Below are 14,449 nucleotides of genomic sequence, written 5' to 3'. Positions count from 1 at the left end.
GCTAGGGCGCGTCGGCGACCAGTTCCACCTCGTAGCCGTCGGCGTCCTCGAGGTAGGCGGCCCGGTGCGCCGGTCCGCCCGCGAAGGGATGGCGGTCGGGGAACAACAGCCTCCAGCCGTGCTCGGGCGCCTCGGCGATGAGGGCGTCGAGCTCGGCGGCGGAGCCGGCCCGGAGGGCCAGGTGGTTGAGACCGGGGGAGCGGCGCTCGTGCCGGTCGCCGGTCAGCGCCGGTGACTGCTCCAGGACGACGTAGGTGCCGCCGGCTCCCCAGCGCCAGGACCGGCCGTGCTCCCAGGTCTGGTACGGCTCCGCGCCCAGCCGGGTCAGCAGCCATCCCCACGACTCCTGCGCGCGCGTGAGGTTCGGCACCCACAGTTCGATGTGGTGCACGGGACTGCTCCTGGTCACAGGGCTCCTCCGGGGATCTGGCATCATGGTCGGTCGAACACGGCGGTGGCGGCCCTCTCACCGAACCCGACCGTGTCCATCGCTCCGCCCCGGCGCAACCCCACACGTCGTCCGGCGAGCAACCACACAGCGTTCGAGGAGTACACCACCTACCGTGGCCACCAAGATCAAGCTCATGCGCCTGGGCAAGATGCGCGCGCCGTACTACCGCATCGTCGTCGCCGACGCCCGGACCAAGCGTGACGGCCGCTCGATCGAGACGATCGGCAAGTACCACCCGAAGGAGGACCCCTCCTACATCGAGGTCGACGCCGAGCGCGCCGCCTACTGGCTCGGTGTCGGCGCCCAGCCGACCGAGGCCGTCCGCGCCATCTTCCGGGTGACCGGTGACTGGCAGAAGTTCAAGGGCGAGGACGCCCCGCCCCCCATGCGCGTCGCCGAGCCCAAGCCGGACAAGAAGGCCCTCTACGAGGCCGCCGTCCGCTCCGGCATGGACGAGCCGACCACGGACGCGACCACCGCCAAGAAGAAGGCCGCGCCGAAGAAGGCCGCTGCTGCCGAGGCGCCCGCTGCCGACGCCGCCGCTCCGGAGGCCCCCGCCGCCGAGGCTGCTCCCGAGGCTCCGGCCGCGGACGCCGCCCCGGCCGAGACGCCCGCCGAGTAAGACGTGCTCGAAGACGCGCTCGAGCACCTGGTCAAGGGCATCGTCGACCATCCGGAGGACGTGACGGTCGACCTGCTCACCAACCGCCGCGGCAAGACCCTCGAGATCCGGGTCCACCCGGACGACCTCGGCAAGGTCATCGGCCGCGGCGGTCGTACCGCCAAGGCGCTGCGCCAGGTGATGACCGGCGTCGGCGGACGCGGCCTGCGGGTCGACGTCGTCGACACCGACGGGCGCTGAGCACACCTCCGTTGGACCCCTCGCACGACGACGACACCGTGGTGGTCGGCCGCATCGGCCGGCCCCACGGTGTTCGTGGTCTGGCCACCGTCGAGGTGCGCACCGACGATCCCGATCTCCGCTTCGCCCCCGGGACGGTGCTGCGCACCGACCCGGCCGGGCGTGGCCCCCTGACCGTGGTGGACAAGCGCTGGCACAGCGGCACCCTGCTGCTCCAGCTGGCCGCCCCCTCCGGTGAGGTCTACGAGACCCGCGAGACGGTCGACACGCTGCGCAACACCATGCTGCTGGTGCCTGTGTCGGAGCTCCCGGAGATCGAGGACCCCGACGCCTTCTACGACCACGAGCTGGTCGGCCTGAGCGCGCGGCTGCCCGACGGGTCGGTGATCGGCGAGGTCACGGCCGTCCGGCACGAGGCGCAGGACCTGCTCGTGATCCGCCGTGGCGAGGGCGATGACGCGCTCGTCCCGTTCGTGGCCGCGATCGTGCCGACCGTCGACGTGGCCGGGGGCTTCCTCGTCGTGGACCCGCCCGAGGGGCTGCTCGACCTGTGACCGCCGCCGCCTACGACATCCAGGTCGTCACGATCTTCCCGGAGTACCTGGCGCCCCTGCGCCAGTCGCTGCTGGGCAAGGCCGCCGAGCGCGGCCTGGTCAGCATCGGGGTGCACGACCTGCGGCAGTGGACCGACGACGTGCACCGCACCGTCGACGACTCCCCGTACGGCGGTGGCCCCGGCATGGTCATGAAGCCCGAGCCGTGGGCGCAGGCGCTGGAGGCGGTCCGCCCGCCCGGCAGGCGGCTGGTCGTGCCCACGCCCGCCGGGCGGCCGTTCACCCAGCGCATGGCCGCCGAGTGGGCCGCGGAGCCCGGGCTGGTCTTCGCCTGCGGCCGGTACGAGGGCATCGACCAGCGGGTCGCCGACTGGGCGGCGGACGCCGGTCCGGTCTCGGAGGTCTCGATCGGTGACTACGTGCTGGCCGGTGGGGAGTCGGCCGTGCTCGTCATGGTCGAGGCCGTGACCCGGCTGCTGCCCGGCGTCGTCGGCAACCGGGAGTCCGTGGAGTTCGACTCGCACGCCGACGGGCTCCTCGAGGGGCCGTCGTACACCCGACCCGCCTCCTGGCGAGGGCACGAGGTACCTCCCGTCCTGCTGTCGGGCGACCACGCGGCGATCGAACGCTGGCGGCGCGCCGAGTCGCTGCGGCGGACCGCCGAGCGCCGTCCCGACCTGCTGGCCGCGCTGCCCGAGGGCGCCCTGGACGACGCCGAGGTCGCAGCGCTCGAGGGTCGCTGAGCGGCGTGCCCGGCAAGGCGGTCGTGCGGCCCTCGGCACGCGTCGTCGTCCTCGACCCCGCCGGTCGTGTGCTGCTGCTCGGTGCCCGGCTGACCGATCCGGACATCCCGCCGGGGGACGTCCTGTTCTGGTACACCCCCGGCGGAGGCGTGGAGGACGGCGAGTCGCTGCGCACGGCCGCTGTGCGCGAGCTGGCGGAGGAGATCGGCCTGGACGCCGACCCGGCCGCGCTGGAGGGCCCGGTGTGGCTGCGGCGGTTCGTCGGACCGTTCGCCGGGGTGCCGATCGACAACCGCGAGACCTACTTCGTCCTCCGGGACGTCGTGCACGAGGTCGACGCCCGCGGCCGCACCGAACTGGAGATCCTCGGCGACGAACCGCACCGCTGGTGGAGCGCGGACGAGATCGCCGCGAGCAGCGAGGAGTTCGCACCCCGCGAGCTGGCCGACCTGCTCCCCGCCCTGCTCGACGGCCCCTGGACCGGGGTCCCGCGCATCGTCACCTGAAGATGTGGCACGATGGACCACTGCTGCGCACCGTCGGCTGGGTCGACGGGAGTTCCCCCGGGGAGCCCGCAGCTCCCGGGCACGGACAGCCGGGGCGCTCCGCTGTCCGCACCGCATACGAGCCACTGCCAGAACATGAGGACTGCCGCGATGAACACCCTGGACGCACTCGACGCCGCTTCGCTGCGCGACGACATCCCGACCTTCCGCCCGGGTGACACCGTCAAGGTGCACGTCCGCGTGGTCGAGGGCAACCGCTCCCGCATCCAGGTCTTCCAGGGCGTCGTCATCCGCCGCCAGGGCGGCGGCATCCGCGAGACCTTCACGGTCCGCAAGGTCAGCTTCGGCGTCGGCGTGGAGCGCACCTTCCCGGTGCACACCCCGGTCGTGGAGAAGATCGAGGTCCTGGTCCGCGGTGACGTCCGCCGCGCCAAGCTGTACTACCTGCGCGAGCTCCGCGGCAAGGCCGCCAAGATCAAGGAGAAGCGCGAGGTCGTCACGCGCTGACCTGCGCTGACATCGGGCGGTCGATCCGCCCGTCTGCGTCTCCACGGGCCCTCCGCGCCGTACGCTGCTCCTGATGAGCAGTGAACGGCCCGGGGGGCCCGCCGACGTCCCGGGGGAGCCCGACCCGCAGCGCGACGACCGTGCCGACAGCGGGGCGGAGGGTTCGACGGGCGCGCCCGCGGGCCGCGCCGGGCGTCGGGGCCGCCGCGACGCCGAGGGCAAGAAGGGCTCTCTGCTGCGCGAGCTGCCGGTCCTTCTCGTCGTGGCGTTCCTGCTGGCGCTGGTGGTCAAGACCTTTTTCGTCCAGGCCTTCTTCATCCCGTCCGGCTCGATGGAGCAGACCCTCCACGGCTGCCCGGGATGCACCGGCGACCGGGTGCTGGTGAACAAGGTGCCCTACTGGTTCGGCGAGCCCGAGCCCGGCGACGTCGTCGTCTTCAAGGGCCCGGACACCTGGACCCCGGAGGTCACGGTCGCCGAGCCGGCCAACTGGTTCACCGGCAGCATGCTGTGGCTGGGCCGCACCGTGGGCGTCGCTCCGCCCAGCGAGGACGACTTCGTCAAGCGGGTCATCGCCGTCGGCGGGCAGACGGTGGAGTGCTGCGACCTCGAGGGCCGGGTCACAGTCGACGGCGAGCCCCTCGACGAGCCCTACATCTTCGAGGACACCCCGATCGAGTCGCGGAGCTTCGCGCCGGTGACCGTCCCCGAGGGCCGGCTGTGGGTGATGGGCGACCACCGCTCCGCCTCGTCCGATTCCAAGGCCCACCTCTCCGACCGCTACTCCGGGACCATCGGGGTGGACGACGTCATCGGCAAGGCAGCGATCAGGGTGTGGCCGGTGGACCGTTTCGGCTTCGTCGGCTCGCCGGACATCCAGGACGTCGACGCCTCCGCCGCCGGGGTGCAGGCGGGCACGACCGGGGTGCGCCCCGACCTGCTCGCCTCCTCGGCCGTGGGGCTCGTCGGCGCCGTCCCGGTGGTCGCCTGGCGGCGTCGTCGCCGCCGTCGTCGCTGATCCCACCAGCCCTCCTGTCGGACCGCGCCGTGCTCACGGCGCAGTCCGATGTCGTCGCTGCGCCATTCCCGAATGGTGCCGCTGCGCACGCCGGGGCATTCCCGTTGTTGCACGTGTGACGCGGAGCGCATTCGGCAGTGGCTCGTGCTGCACATCAGAAAATGTCGGAAAAGTGTTCAAGCAACCGTTTCACTCTTCCGATGGAGGTGTTGCAAGCAATTCGGAGTGAAACGGAGTCTGTTGTGTCTGCACCTATGGCGAGCACCGCCCGCGGGGTCACCCGCGTGCTCCTCCTCGCCGACGCGCCCGTCCTGCGTCGTGGCCTGGTCAGCATGATCAACGAGACCGCGGGCATGCAGTCCGTCGGCACCCCCGGCGAGCTGCGCCGCGCCATGACGCTGGCCGAGACGGCCCGTCCGGACGCCGTCGTGGTCGAGCTGGGGTCCGGCCGCGCCGCCACCCTGAACGCCTGCCGCGATCTGCGCCGCCGCTTCCCGCGGGTCGCCATCGTCGCCCTGGCCACCTCCGAGGACCCGGCCGTCGTCAACGAGGCGCTCGCCGCCGGTGTCGGTGGCTACCTGATGATGAACACGTCGCCGACCCTCCTGGGCTGGGCCATCCTGGCCGCCCGCGCCGGCCGGACCGTGGTCGACCCCCAGATCCGCCGGGTCGAGCCGTCGGCCACCCCCGCCGCCAAGCCGTTCACGCCCGAGGTGCCCCTGACCCGGCGCGAGCAGGACGTGCTGGACGAGCTGCTGCAGGGCCAGTCCAACCGGCAGATCGGCCGCAACCTGTTCATCAGCGAGGACACGGTCAAGAGCCACGTCAAGGCCATCCTGCGCAAGCTGGGTGCCCGCGACCGTGCGCACGCCGTCTCGCTGGTGCTGTCCTCCCGCAACCCGGTGTGCAGCTGCGGTGCCCACGGCGCCGTGCGCGCCGAGGAGCCCGAGGTGCCCGTCGAGCTCTGACGTCCCGGGGGGCAGTCGCCCCTCGAGTGTTCCTCCGCACGCGGGGCCGGTCCTTCCCAGGGCCGGCCCTCCGTGTGTCCGGGGCACGGCCGGTGTCGCTTCCCGACCGCCTTCGCGGGCGTCGTAGTGTCGGTGCGCGATGGCTGCCCGTCCCGTTCACTCCACTGCCGCGCCGGCTCACCGCAGGCTGCGGCCGCTCGCCGGCGAGGAGCCCGCCGACGCGCTCTGGGACATGGAGCGCTCGCTCCGCCGCCGCGGGTTCACGGCCGTCGCCGGTGCCGACGAGGCCGGTCGCGGGGCGTGCGCCGGGCCGCTGGTCGCCGCCGCGTGCGTGCTGCCCGCCGGCAAGCGCGGCCGGGTGCCCGGGCTGGCCGACTCCAAGCTGCTCACCGCCGCGGCGCGCGAGCGCGTGTACGCCGAGATCCTCGACCGGGCGGTGTCCTGGTCGGTGGTGCAGATCCCGGTGGAGGAGCTGGACGCCCGTGGCATGCACGTCACGAACCTGGAGGCGCTGCGCCGGGCGGTGTGCACGCTGGACCCCGAGCCGGACTACGTCCTCACCGACGGGTTCCCGGTGCCGGGCCTCGCACGGCCGGGCCTCGCCGTCTGGAAGGGCGATCGCGTGGCTGCCTGCGTGGCCGCGGCGTCGGTGCTGGCGAAGGTGACCCGGGACCGCGTGATGGTGGAGCTGCACGAGCGGTGGCCGGAGTACGACTTCGCCGGCCACAAGGGCTACATCACCGACGTGCACACCGCTGCCCTGGAGCGGCACGGGCCCAGTCCTGCGCACCGGATGCGCTTCGTCAACGTGGCGCGGGCGCGGGACGTCCACGCCGGGCGGGTCCACCCGCTGCCCGGCGACGACGCCATGCACGATGATGGGGGCATGCCCCCTGTGTCCTGCGAGCCACCGACGAGCACCGAGGACCGATGAGCACCGAGGATCTCGAGAAGTACGAGACCGAGATGGAGCTGCAGCTCTATCGCGAGTACAAGGACATCGTCCGCCAGTTCACCTACGTGGTGGAGACCGAGCGGCGGTTCTACCTCGCCAACTCCGTCGACCTCCAGGTCCGCGAGGCCGGCGGCGAGGTCTACTTCGAGCTGAAGCTCTCCGACGCCTGGGTGTGGGACATGTACCGGCCCGCCCGGTTCGTCCGCAACGTGCGGGTGCTGACGTTCAAGGACGTCAACGTCGAGGAGCTGGACAAGCCCGACCTCGAGCTCCCGGACACGCCGCCACGGACCTGACGGCTAGCCGTCGAGGGACTGCACGCGCTCCAGGTTGGTGACGTCGAAGACCTCGGCGGCCGAGACGACGGTGACCTTGCCGCCGGCGAGCGGCTTCATGGTCAGCCAGCCGGTAGGGGAGAAGCGGACGAGGGCATCGATGGGTGGCCGGTTGGAGACGACGGCGGTGCGCAGCCGGACGCTGGCCTGGTAGGTGTCCCGGTCGTTGATCTGGACGACCGTCTCGACGTACATGCCGGGACGGTAACCCGGGCTCCCGCGTGTTCCCGCCTGCCGCTCCACAGGGTCGCCCGCCGTCCACAGCTTCGTCTGCCCCATCCCGACGCCGGTCGCGTCCGGCGACGGTGGGCGGGTGCCTCCTCCACGCCTCGGTGACCACGGCGAACGCATCGCCGCCGACTACCTGACCGACGCCGGTCTGCGCGTCCTCGACCGCAACTGGCGGTGCCGCGAGGGCGAGCTGGACATCGTCGCCCGCGACGACGGCGCGCTCGTCTTCTGCGAGGTGAAGACCCGCCGCGGCCTCGGCTACGGGCATCCCGCCGAATCGGTCACCCCGGCCAAGCAGCGCCGGATCCGGCTGCTGGCCCAGCGGTGGCTGGCCGCGCACGACGAGCACGCCCCGGAGATCCGCTTCGACGTCGTCGGGGTGCTCGTGCGTCGGGCCGGCCCACCGGACGTCACGCACCTCAGGGCGGCCTTCTCGTGACGCTGGCCCGCACCTGGTCGGTCGGGCTGGTCGGCGTCCGGGGTGCCCTGGTCGAGGTTGAGCTGGACATCGCGCAGGGGCTCCCCGGGGTGGCCCTCGTCGGACTCCCCGACGCCGTGGTGCGGCAGTCGGTCGACCGGGTCCGCGCGGCCGTGGTGAACACCGGCGGGGAGTTCCCGGCGCGGCGCATCACGATCGGTCTGTCACCCGCGTCGATGCCCAAGCAGGGCAGCGGGTTCGACCTCGCGCTGGCCGCCGCGGTCCTGGCGGCCGCCGGCACGGTGCCCGCGCGGGCGATCGACCGGCTGGTGCTGCTCGGAGAGCTCGGGCTCGACGGTTCGGTCCGGCCGATCCGCGGAGTGCTGCCGGCCGTGCTGGCCGCGGCGCGCGCCGGCCACGGGCAGGTCGTCGTACCTGCCGCCAACGCCGACGAGGCCGCGTTGGTGGAGGGCATCGAGGTGCTGGCGGTCGGGTCGCTGGGACAGGTCGTCGAGCACCTGGCCGGGCGCCGTCTGCTGGCGCCGCACCAGCGTGCGACCCTGCCCGAAACCGCCCCGGCGGCCGACCTGGGCGACGTCGTCGGCCAGTCGGTGGGGCGCCGGGCCGTCGAGATCGCCGCCGCCGGGGGGCACCACCTGTTCCTCGCGGGGCCGCCCGGCGCGGGGAAGACGATGCTCGCCGAGCGCCTGCCGGGGCTGTTGCCACCGCTCGACGAGCAGGCGGCGCTGGAGGTCACCGCGATCCACTCGATCGCCGGGACACTCCCGTCGGCCGCCCCGCTGCTCACCCGCCCGCCGTTCGAGGCGCCGCACCACTCGGCCACCATGGCGGCGCTGGTCGGCGGTGGGTCGGGGCAGATCCGTCCCGGTGCGCTGTGCCGGGCGCACCGCGGCGTCCTGTTCCTGGACGAGACGCCCGAGTTCCCCCGCGCGGTGCTCGACACGCTCCGCCAGCCCCTGGAGCGCGGCGAGGTCACGATCTCGCGAGCGTCCGGTGCGGCCACGTTCCCGTGCCGGGCCCAGCTTGTGCTGGCCGCCAACCCCTGTCCCTGCGCCAGCGCAGCCGGCGACCCGGCCTGCACCTGCAGCCCGCTCGAGCGGCGTCGCTATCGGTCCCGCCTGTCCGGCCCACTGCTCGACCGCATCGACCTGCGCGTGGAGCTGCCGCCGGTGACGCGGGCCGCCTGGCTGGACGGACTCGGCGAGCCCGAGTCCACCGAGGTCGTCGCCCGGCGCGTGCGGCAGGCGCGGGCCGTGGCGGCGGAGCGGCTGGCGGGCACCGGCCTCGCGCTCAACAGCCAGGTGCCCGGGCGGCTCCTGCGCGATCGCTTCGCCACGCCACGGGCGTCGCTCGCGCTGGCGGAGCGGGCACTGGAACGCGGGGCGCTGTCGGTCCGCGGGTTCGACCGCGTCCAGCGGGTCGCCTGGACGCTGGCCGATCTCGCCGGGCGCACAGTGCCGGGCCCGGACGAGGTTGCAGAGGCCCTCGGCATGCGGCTGCAGCGGGCCGCGGCATGACCACGCTCGACGAGGACCTCGAGGACGCCGCCGCAGGAAGCGACCAGCGGCACCCGGGGCTGCGGCGGGCGCGGGCGTGGCTCAGCCGTTCGGTCGAGCCGGGCACGGTCGACCTCTGGCGGTACGTCGACCACCTGGGCCCGGTGGTCGCGGTGCAGCGGCTGCGCAGTGGCGCTGCACCGGATGCGCTGCGCTCCCTGGTCGGCGCACGGGCGCAGCAGGACGCGACGCTGGCCGACTTCCAGCGGGCGGAGCGGTGCGGAGCGCGGCTGGTGATCCCCGAGGACGACGAGTGGCCGTTCCTGCAGCTGCACGCCCTCACGCTCGCAGTGGCCGACGAGCCGGCGGATCGGCGCAACCAGTCGGACCGGACGAAGGCGCCGGTGCCGCCCCTGGCGTTGTGGGTCCGCGGGCCGGGCCGGCTCGACGAGCTCGCCGACCGCTCGGTCGCCGTGGTCGGCTCCCGCGCCTCGACGGCGTACGGCGAGCACGTCGCCGCCGAGCTGGGCCACCAGCTGGGGGAGCGGGGCTGGACCGTCGTCTCGGGCGGTGCCTTCGGGATCGACGCCGCCGCCCACCGCGGGGCGCTGGCCGCCGAGGCACCGACGGTCGCGGTGCTCTCCTGCGGTGTCGACCGCCCCTACCCGGCCGCGCACGGCGCGCTCTTCCACCGCATCGCCGAGACCGGTCTTCTGGTGAGCGAGTGGCCCCCGGGCTCGGCGCCGCTGCGGCACCGCTTCCTCGTGCGGAACCGGCTGATCGCCGCCCTGACCCGCGGCACGGTCGTGGTCGAGGCGGCCGCCCGATCGGGTGCCCTGGCCACCGCCCGGCGGGCGCAGGACCTCGGACGCTCGGTGCTCGTGGTGCCCGGCCCCGTCACGTCGGCGATGAGCGTCGGGTGCCACGAGCTGCTCCGCGACGAGCAGCTGGGTGCCCGGCTGGTCGCGTCCGCCGCCCACGTCATCGACGCCGTCGGGAGCATCGGCGCGGACCTGGCCGACCCGGCGCCCCGGCCGGAGTCGGTGCGCGACGGGCTCTCCGACCTCGCCACCCGGGTCCTCGACGCCTGCCCGGTGCGCATCGGCGTGAGCCCGGAGCGGCTGGCGGCGGTAGCCGGATGCGATGTCCTCGAGGTGCTGCGCGTGCTGCCGGCGCTCGAGCTGGCCGACCTCGTCCAGTGGACCGGCACCGGCTGGCGGGTGACGCCTCCGCCGAAGGAGCCACGCAGCGGACGTCGACCCGGCGTGGCGTCTTGACCGGTCGGGCGGCCCGACGGACGGTTCCGCCATGGCGACGGGGACGGCGGACGCGCGCGCCGCCCTGCCGTCGGCCCTGGCCGAGGTGCTGGCCGGCTACGAGGACCACCTCCGGAGTCAGCGGGACCTCTCCGAGCACACGGTCCGCGGGTACGTCACCGACGTCGTCGGGCTGCTCCACCACCTCGCGCGCCGTGGGGGCGAGCAGCCCCACCACCTGGACCTGCCCGTGCTGCGCAGCTGGCTGGCGCAGGGGCGCACGAAGGGCCACAGCCGGGCCACGACCGCCCGGCACGCCGCCGCCGCGCGGTCGTTCACCAGGTGGCTCCGCCGGTCCGAGCTCACCACCGAGGACGTCGGGCTCCGCCTGGTCAGCCCGAAGGCACACCGCACCCTGCCCGACGTGCTGGCCCCCGACCAGGCCCGCGCGGTCGTCGAGTCGGCCGCCGGAGCCGAGGAGCCGGTGGGACTGCGGGACGCGGTCGTTCTCGAGCTCCTCTACGCCACCGGCATCCGCGTCAGCGAGCTGGTCGGCCTGGACGTCGACGACCTCGACCGGGGACGTCGGGTGCTGCGGGTCCTCGGCAAGGGCCGCAAGGAACGCACCGTCCCCTACGGCCTGCCCGCCGAGGCGGCGCTCGACGCCTGGCTGACCCGTGGTCGTCCGGCCCTCGCGGTGAGCTCGTCCGGGCCCGCTCTCCTGCTGGGCGTCCGCGGAGGGCGGTTGGACGCCCGCGAGGCGCGCCGCATCGTGCACGCAGCCGTCGCGGGCACGGACGGCGCGCCCGACATCGGTCCGCACGGTTTGCGGCACTCCGCGGCGACCCACGTACTGGAGGGCGGCGCGGACCTGCGGTCCGTCCAGGAACTGCTGGGCCACGCTAGCCTCGCGACGACGCAGATCTACACGCACGTCACCGTCGAGCGGCTCCGTGCGGTGCACGCCCAAGCTCACCCCCGGGCCTGAGCGGAGGGCTGGGTGCGGATGGAACGGGCAGCAGCCACCATGAGGCAGGACCACGGGGCGCGAGCCCGCAGCGCGAGCGAGGAGGGCCACCGTGCCTGAGGCAACGATCCACGCGATCGACGAGGCGGCCGAGGACACCGACGCCTTCGTCGCCCAGCTGTGGGCGCAGTACGTGGCCGACCGCGACCCGGGCCTGCGCGACCGGCTGATCCTCCACTACGCGCCGCTGGTCAAGTACGTCGCCGGTCGCGTGGGCAGCGGCCTGCCGAGCCACGTCGAGCAGGCCGACCTGGTCTCCTACGGCACGTTCGGCCTGATCGACGCGATCACGCGCTACGAGCCGACTCGTGAGGTCAAGTTCGAGAGCTACGCGATGGCCCGCATCCGCGGCGCGATCATCGACGAGCTCCGCAACACCGACTGGATCCCGAGGTCGGTACGCATGAAGGCCCGCCAGTTCGAGCGCACCGTCGCCGAGCTCGAGGCCCGGCTGCACCGGACGCCGACCGACGACGAGGTCGCCGACGCCATGGACATGGACGTCGAGGAGATCCGCAAGTTCCTCGGCCAGCTGTCGCTGGTCAACGTCGTCGCCCTGGACGAAATGCTCACCGACGACGACGGCGGCTCGCCGCGCCTGGGCGACACCCTCCAGGACACCCGCGCCCTCGACCCGCAGGCGATGGCGGAGAACGGTGAGGCCCGCCAGCTGCTGGCCCGCGCGGTGGAGCAGCTGCCCGAGCGGGAGAAGGTCGTCGTCTCCCTCTACTACTTCGAGGGCCTCACCCTCGCCGACATCGGTCGCGTGCTCGGCGTGACCGAGAGCCGCATCTGCCAGCTGCACACCAAGGCCGTGCTCCACCTGCGCACCAAGCTCGCCGACATCGCCTGACGCCGATCGGGCGGGCACCTCGGACAAAGGCGCTGTCCCCGGTTCGGTCGACTGCGCGATCATGCGCGGGTGTCCACCTGTGAGCCGACGGCGATGCACGCCTACTACGACCGGGGGCACGAAAGCGCCCGCCTCGACTCACCGTTTGGGATGGTCGAGCTCCTGCGGACTCAGGAGATCGTGCTGCGGGCGCTGCCTCCCGCCCCGGCTGTCGTGGCGGACATCGGCGGCGGACCGGGGCGGTACGCCCTGTGGCTGGCCGAGTCCGGGTACGAGGTGGAACACCGCGACCTCGTGCAGCGGCACGTGGACGAACTAGCCGTCCATGCGCCGGAGAGCGTCCGCACGAAACATGGCGATGCCCGGGCGCTGGACCTGCCCGACGCCTCGGTCGACGCGGTCCTGCTGCTCGGCCCGCTGTACCACCTCGGCGAGCGCGCCGAGCGCGTTCTCGCGCTGCAGGAAGCGGCGCGGGTGGTGAGGCCGGGAGGACCGGTGTTCGTCGCGGCGATTTCGCGCTGGGCGCCCCGGCTGCACGGTCTGGTCGCTCAACGGTTGTACGAGCCGCATCCCCGGATGCGCGAGGTCGTCGACCGGGCAGAGCGTGATGGAGGTCTGGAACCGGCGCACGAAGGCGGCTTTCCCGCGTACACCCACCGTCCTGACGAGCTGCGGGCCGAGGTGCTGGACGCAGGCCTGACGCTGCGCGACATGGTTGCCGTCGAAGGGATCGCGTTCGCGCTGGGCGATCTCGACCAGCGGGTGGCCACGGCGGCGGACCTGGAGGTCGTCCTGGAAGCCGCACGTGCTGTGGAGCGCGTCCCGGAACTGCTCGGTCTGGGACCGCACCTCATCGCCACAGCCGTCCGGCCGGCGGCGGGACAGGCTGCCGAGTCGGACGCGCCGTGATCCGGGCTGTGCTCTTCGTCTGGCGGGGGACCCTCGTCGTGAACATGACCGACGTCGAGTGGGTCGAACGGGCACTCTCGGCCCTCGGTCGCCGGGCCGACCGTGCCGCCGTCGAGGGGATCGCCTCGGCGATCGCCCGGGCGAACGGTCCCGGGAACCGGCTGGACGCACCCGGGGTGGACTGCGACGCCGCGCTCCACCGGCGCACCTTCCTCGACGTCCTCGCAGATGCCGGGCTCGACGCCGAGCTGGTGGAGGCGCTGTACGCCGTCGAGTCCGACCCCAGGAACAACCCCTTCGTCGGCGACGTCGCCGACACCTTCGCGTCACTGCGGGACGGCGATGTCCGCATCGCCGTGGTCAGCGACATCCACGTCGACCTGCGGCCGGCCTTCGACGCCGCCCGCCTCGGCGGGCTGGTCGACGTCTTCACGCTGTCGTTCGAGCAGGGCGTGCAGAAGCCGGATCCGCTGATGTTCACGCGCACGCTCGACGCGCTGGGCGTCGGCCCGGGCGAGGCCCTCATGGTCGGTGACCGGTCCCGCCCGGACGGCGCAGCGGTGGAGTCGGGCATCCCCACGCTGCTCGTGCCGCCCCTGCGATCGGTGGAGGACCGCCGACTCCACCTGGTCCTGTCGCTCTGCGGCATCGGGTGAGCCGCACGCCGACGACGTGCGGCAACGGCGCGTCTTGGCAGCGGTTCGCGCCGCGCGTGCACATCGTCGGCGCTCATCCCTCGCGCAGGGGGAGCAGGCGGACCCGCACCGCCAGCAACTGCAGCGGGTCCAGATAGGTGTCCCCGCGGCGCAGGCCCCAGTGCAGGCACGCCTCGGCCGGGCAGCCGGCGTGCCCCACCACCAGCGTGCCGATGGGGGAGCCCCGGGCCACCCGCTGCCCGGCGCCGACGACCGGGTCCACCGGCTCGTACGTCGTCCGCAGGCCGTCGGCGTGGTCGATGCTGACCACCGGCCGGCCCGCCACCATGCCGGCGAACACCACCACGCCGTCACCCGCCGCCAGCACCGGCGTCCCCGCCGCACCGCCGAGGTCGGCGCCCCGGTGGCCCGGACCGTAGGCGTGCGCGGGCGCCTCGAACGGCCGAGTCACGGCCGGCTCGCCGGGCAGCGGCGCCGTCCACCGGGCCGCGGCCGACGGCCGAGCCGGCTCCGGTGAGGCGACGGCGGGCACCGGTGCGAGCGCGGCCACCACGAGGGCTGCGAGGACGGCGGGAAGGGCAGCGCGCATGCAGCGATCTTGGGTCCGGGCGCCCCCCGACCGACCGCCCGTCGAGCGGCTGTGGAGAGCGCTCAGCAGTGGGGAAGTCGCCGTTCGCCGTCGC

General features: G+C 73.8%; 20 protein-coding genes. 17 read left to right on the top strand and 3 right to left on the bottom strand.

The features are described 5' to 3' along the window. Nucleotide 1: 1 nt before the first annotated feature. Nucleotides 2-391 carry a VOC family protein gene (locus BLS70_RS06885; protein ID WP_218122314.1) on the bottom strand — a complete coding sequence of 130 codons (390 nt, stop codon included), beginning with the start codon at nucleotides 389-391 and terminating at the stop codon, nucleotides 2-4. A gap of 172 nt (nucleotides 392-563) precedes the next feature. Between BLS70_RS06885 and rpsP the strand changes: the two genes are divergently transcribed. From rpsP to BLS70_RS06835, 10 genes are all read left to right on the top strand, one after another. After that, nucleotides 564-1,073: a 30S ribosomal protein S16 gene (gene rpsP, locus BLS70_RS06880; protein ID WP_091764997.1), complete on the top strand. Its 510-nt coding sequence runs from the start codon at nucleotides 564-566 to the stop codon at nucleotides 1,071-1,073. 3 nt (nucleotides 1,074-1,076) lie between these two features. After that, nucleotides 1,077-1,313, top strand: coding sequence for an RNA-binding protein (locus BLS70_RS06875; protein WP_089336030.1), 237 nt, complete (start codon nucleotides 1,077-1,079; stop codon nucleotides 1,311-1,313). A gap of 11 nt (nucleotides 1,314-1,324) precedes the next feature. Continuing rightward, entirely contained in the window at nucleotides 1,325-1,867 is a 543-nt protein-coding gene (gene rimM / locus BLS70_RS06870) for a ribosome maturation factor RimM (protein WP_255362287.1), read from the top strand. Beyond that, nucleotides 1,864-2,610, top strand: a complete 747-nt coding sequence (gene trmD / locus BLS70_RS06865) for a tRNA (guanosine(37)-N1)-methyltransferase TrmD (RefSeq protein ID WP_091764991.1) — start codon at nucleotides 1,864-1,866, stop codon at nucleotides 2,608-2,610. The genes rimM and trmD overlap by 4 nt, the downstream gene beginning before the upstream one ends. 5 nt (nucleotides 2,611-2,615) lie before the next feature. Then, nucleotides 2,616-3,116 (top strand): NUDIX hydrolase, encoded by a 501-nt coding sequence (locus BLS70_RS06860; RefSeq protein ID WP_091764988.1) that lies wholly within the window; start codon nucleotides 2,616-2,618, stop codon nucleotides 3,114-3,116. Between the two features lie 150 nt (nucleotides 3,117-3,266). Next, a complete protein-coding gene (gene rplS / locus BLS70_RS06855; protein WP_091764985.1) occupies nucleotides 3,267-3,623 on the top strand; it encodes a 50S ribosomal protein L19 in 357 nt (118 codons plus the stop codon). A gap of 73 nt (nucleotides 3,624-3,696) precedes the next feature. Next, on the top strand, nucleotides 3,697-4,641 hold the full coding sequence (gene lepB, locus BLS70_RS06850) for a signal peptidase I (RefSeq protein WP_091764981.1): 945 nt from the start codon (nucleotides 3,697-3,699) through the stop codon (nucleotides 4,639-4,641). Between the two features lie 254 nt (nucleotides 4,642-4,895). Continuing rightward, nucleotides 4,896-5,609: a LuxR C-terminal-related transcriptional regulator gene (locus tag BLS70_RS06845; RefSeq protein WP_091764977.1), complete on the top strand. Its 714-nt coding sequence runs from the start codon at nucleotides 4,896-4,898 to the stop codon at nucleotides 5,607-5,609. Between the two features lie 139 nt (nucleotides 5,610-5,748). Beyond that, entirely contained in the window at nucleotides 5,749-6,543 is a 795-nt protein-coding gene (locus BLS70_RS06840; protein ID WP_091764974.1) for a ribonuclease HII, read from the top strand. Further along, complete coding sequence (locus BLS70_RS06835; RefSeq protein WP_091764971.1) at nucleotides 6,540-6,860, top strand: DUF2469 domain-containing protein; 321 nt, start codon at nucleotides 6,540-6,542, stop codon at nucleotides 6,858-6,860. Before BLS70_RS06840 ends, BLS70_RS06835 begins: the two co-directional genes overlap by 4 nt. A 3-nt stretch (nucleotides 6,861-6,863) precedes the next feature. On the opposite strand, the gene BLS70_RS06830 is transcribed toward BLS70_RS06835, so the two are convergent. After that, nucleotides 6,864-7,094 carry a hypothetical protein gene (locus BLS70_RS06830; RefSeq protein ID WP_091764969.1) on the bottom strand — a complete coding sequence of 77 codons (231 nt, stop codon included), beginning with the start codon at nucleotides 7,092-7,094 and terminating at the stop codon, nucleotides 6,864-6,866. Between the two features lie 118 nt (nucleotides 7,095-7,212). Here BLS70_RS06830 and BLS70_RS06825 point away from each other — a divergent pair, with 118 nt between their 5' ends. The 7 genes from BLS70_RS06825 to BLS70_RS06795 all read left to right on the top strand — a co-directional run bounded on the left by BLS70_RS06825 (nucleotide 7,213) and on the right by BLS70_RS06795 (nucleotide 13,766). Beyond that, nucleotides 7,213-7,569, top strand: a complete 357-nt coding sequence (locus tag BLS70_RS06825; RefSeq protein ID WP_091764967.1) for a YraN family protein — start codon at nucleotides 7,213-7,215, stop codon at nucleotides 7,567-7,569. After that, complete coding sequence (locus tag BLS70_RS06820) at nucleotides 7,566-9,086, top strand: YifB family Mg chelatase-like AAA ATPase (protein ID WP_091764964.1); 1,521 nt, start codon at nucleotides 7,566-7,568, stop codon at nucleotides 9,084-9,086. The genes BLS70_RS06825 and BLS70_RS06820 overlap by 4 nt, the downstream gene beginning before the upstream one ends. Next, a complete protein-coding gene (gene dprA / locus BLS70_RS06815; protein WP_091764962.1) occupies nucleotides 9,083-10,342 on the top strand; it encodes a DNA-processing protein DprA in 1,260 nt (419 codons plus the stop codon). Before BLS70_RS06820 ends, dprA begins: the two co-directional genes overlap by 4 nt. A gap of 31 nt (nucleotides 10,343-10,373) precedes the next feature. Then, the gene (locus tag BLS70_RS06810) at nucleotides 10,374-11,309 is read left to right on the top strand and encodes a tyrosine recombinase XerC (RefSeq protein WP_091764960.1); all 936 of its coding nucleotides are present in this window, start codon (nucleotides 10,374-10,376) and stop codon (nucleotides 11,307-11,309) included. A 91-nt stretch (nucleotides 11,310-11,400) separates the two neighbouring features. Then, nucleotides 11,401-12,201, top strand: coding sequence for an RNA polymerase sigma factor WhiG (whiG, locus tag BLS70_RS06805; protein ID WP_091764958.1), 801 nt, complete (start codon nucleotides 11,401-11,403; stop codon nucleotides 12,199-12,201). 93 nt (nucleotides 12,202-12,294) lie between these two features. After that, on the top strand, nucleotides 12,295-13,110 hold the full coding sequence (locus BLS70_RS06800; protein WP_091764955.1) for a class I SAM-dependent methyltransferase: 816 nt from the start codon (nucleotides 12,295-12,297) through the stop codon (nucleotides 13,108-13,110). Further along, entirely contained in the window at nucleotides 13,107-13,766 is a 660-nt protein-coding gene (locus BLS70_RS06795; RefSeq protein ID WP_218122313.1) for an HAD family hydrolase, read from the top strand. Before BLS70_RS06800 ends, BLS70_RS06795 begins: the two co-directional genes overlap by 4 nt. 73 nt (nucleotides 13,767-13,839) lie before the next feature. Here BLS70_RS06795 and BLS70_RS06790 read toward each other — a convergent pair whose 3' ends face one another. Beyond that, nucleotides 13,840-14,355 (bottom strand): M23 family metallopeptidase, encoded by a 516-nt coding sequence (locus tag BLS70_RS06790; protein WP_091764952.1) that lies wholly within the window; start codon nucleotides 14,353-14,355, stop codon nucleotides 13,840-13,842. Between the last annotated feature and the right edge of the window lie 94 nt (nucleotides 14,356-14,449).

The sequence above is a fragment of the Blastococcus aurantiacus genome (genome assembly GCF_900102425.1).
Classification (GTDB): domain Bacteria; phylum Actinomycetota; class Actinomycetes; order Mycobacteriales; family Geodermatophilaceae; genus Blastococcus; species Blastococcus aurantiacus.
This window is presented reverse-complemented; position numbering and strand designations above follow the sequence as displayed.

Bases quoted from the DNA above. Each gene is read 5' to 3' on its own strand.
- rplS (WP_091764985.1), top strand. From the start codon at position 3,267: ATGAACACCCTGGACGCACTCGACGCCGCTTCGCTGCGCGACGACATC.
- lepB (WP_091764981.1), top strand. From the start codon at position 3,697: ATGAGCAGTGAACGGCCCGGGGGGCCCGCCGACGTCCCGGGGGAGCCC.
- BLS70_RS06845 (WP_091764977.1), top strand. From the start codon at position 4,896: ATGGCGAGCACCGCCCGCGGGGTCACCCGCGTGCTCCTCCTCGCCGAC.
- BLS70_RS06840 (WP_091764974.1), top strand. From the start codon at position 5,749: ATGGCTGCCCGTCCCGTTCACTCCACTGCCGCGCCGGCTCACCGCAGG.
- BLS70_RS06835 (WP_091764971.1), top strand. From the start codon at position 6,540: ATGAGCACCGAGGATCTCGAGAAGTACGAGACCGAGATGGAGCTGCAG.
- BLS70_RS06830 (WP_091764969.1), bottom strand. From the start codon at position 7,094: ATGTACGTCGAGACGGTCGTCCAGATCAACGACCGGGACACCTACCAG.
- dprA (WP_091764962.1), top strand. From the start codon at position 9,083: ATGACCACGCTCGACGAGGACCTCGAGGACGCCGCCGCAGGAAGCGAC.
- BLS70_RS06810 (WP_091764960.1), top strand. From the start codon at position 10,374: ATGGCGACGGGGACGGCGGACGCGCGCGCCGCCCTGCCGTCGGCCCTG.
- BLS70_RS06800 (WP_091764955.1), top strand. From the start codon at position 12,295: ATGCACGCCTACTACGACCGGGGGCACGAAAGCGCCCGCCTCGACTCA.
- BLS70_RS06790 (WP_091764952.1), bottom strand. From the start codon at position 14,355: ATGCGCGCTGCCCTTCCCGCCGTCCTCGCAGCCCTCGTGGTGGCCGCG.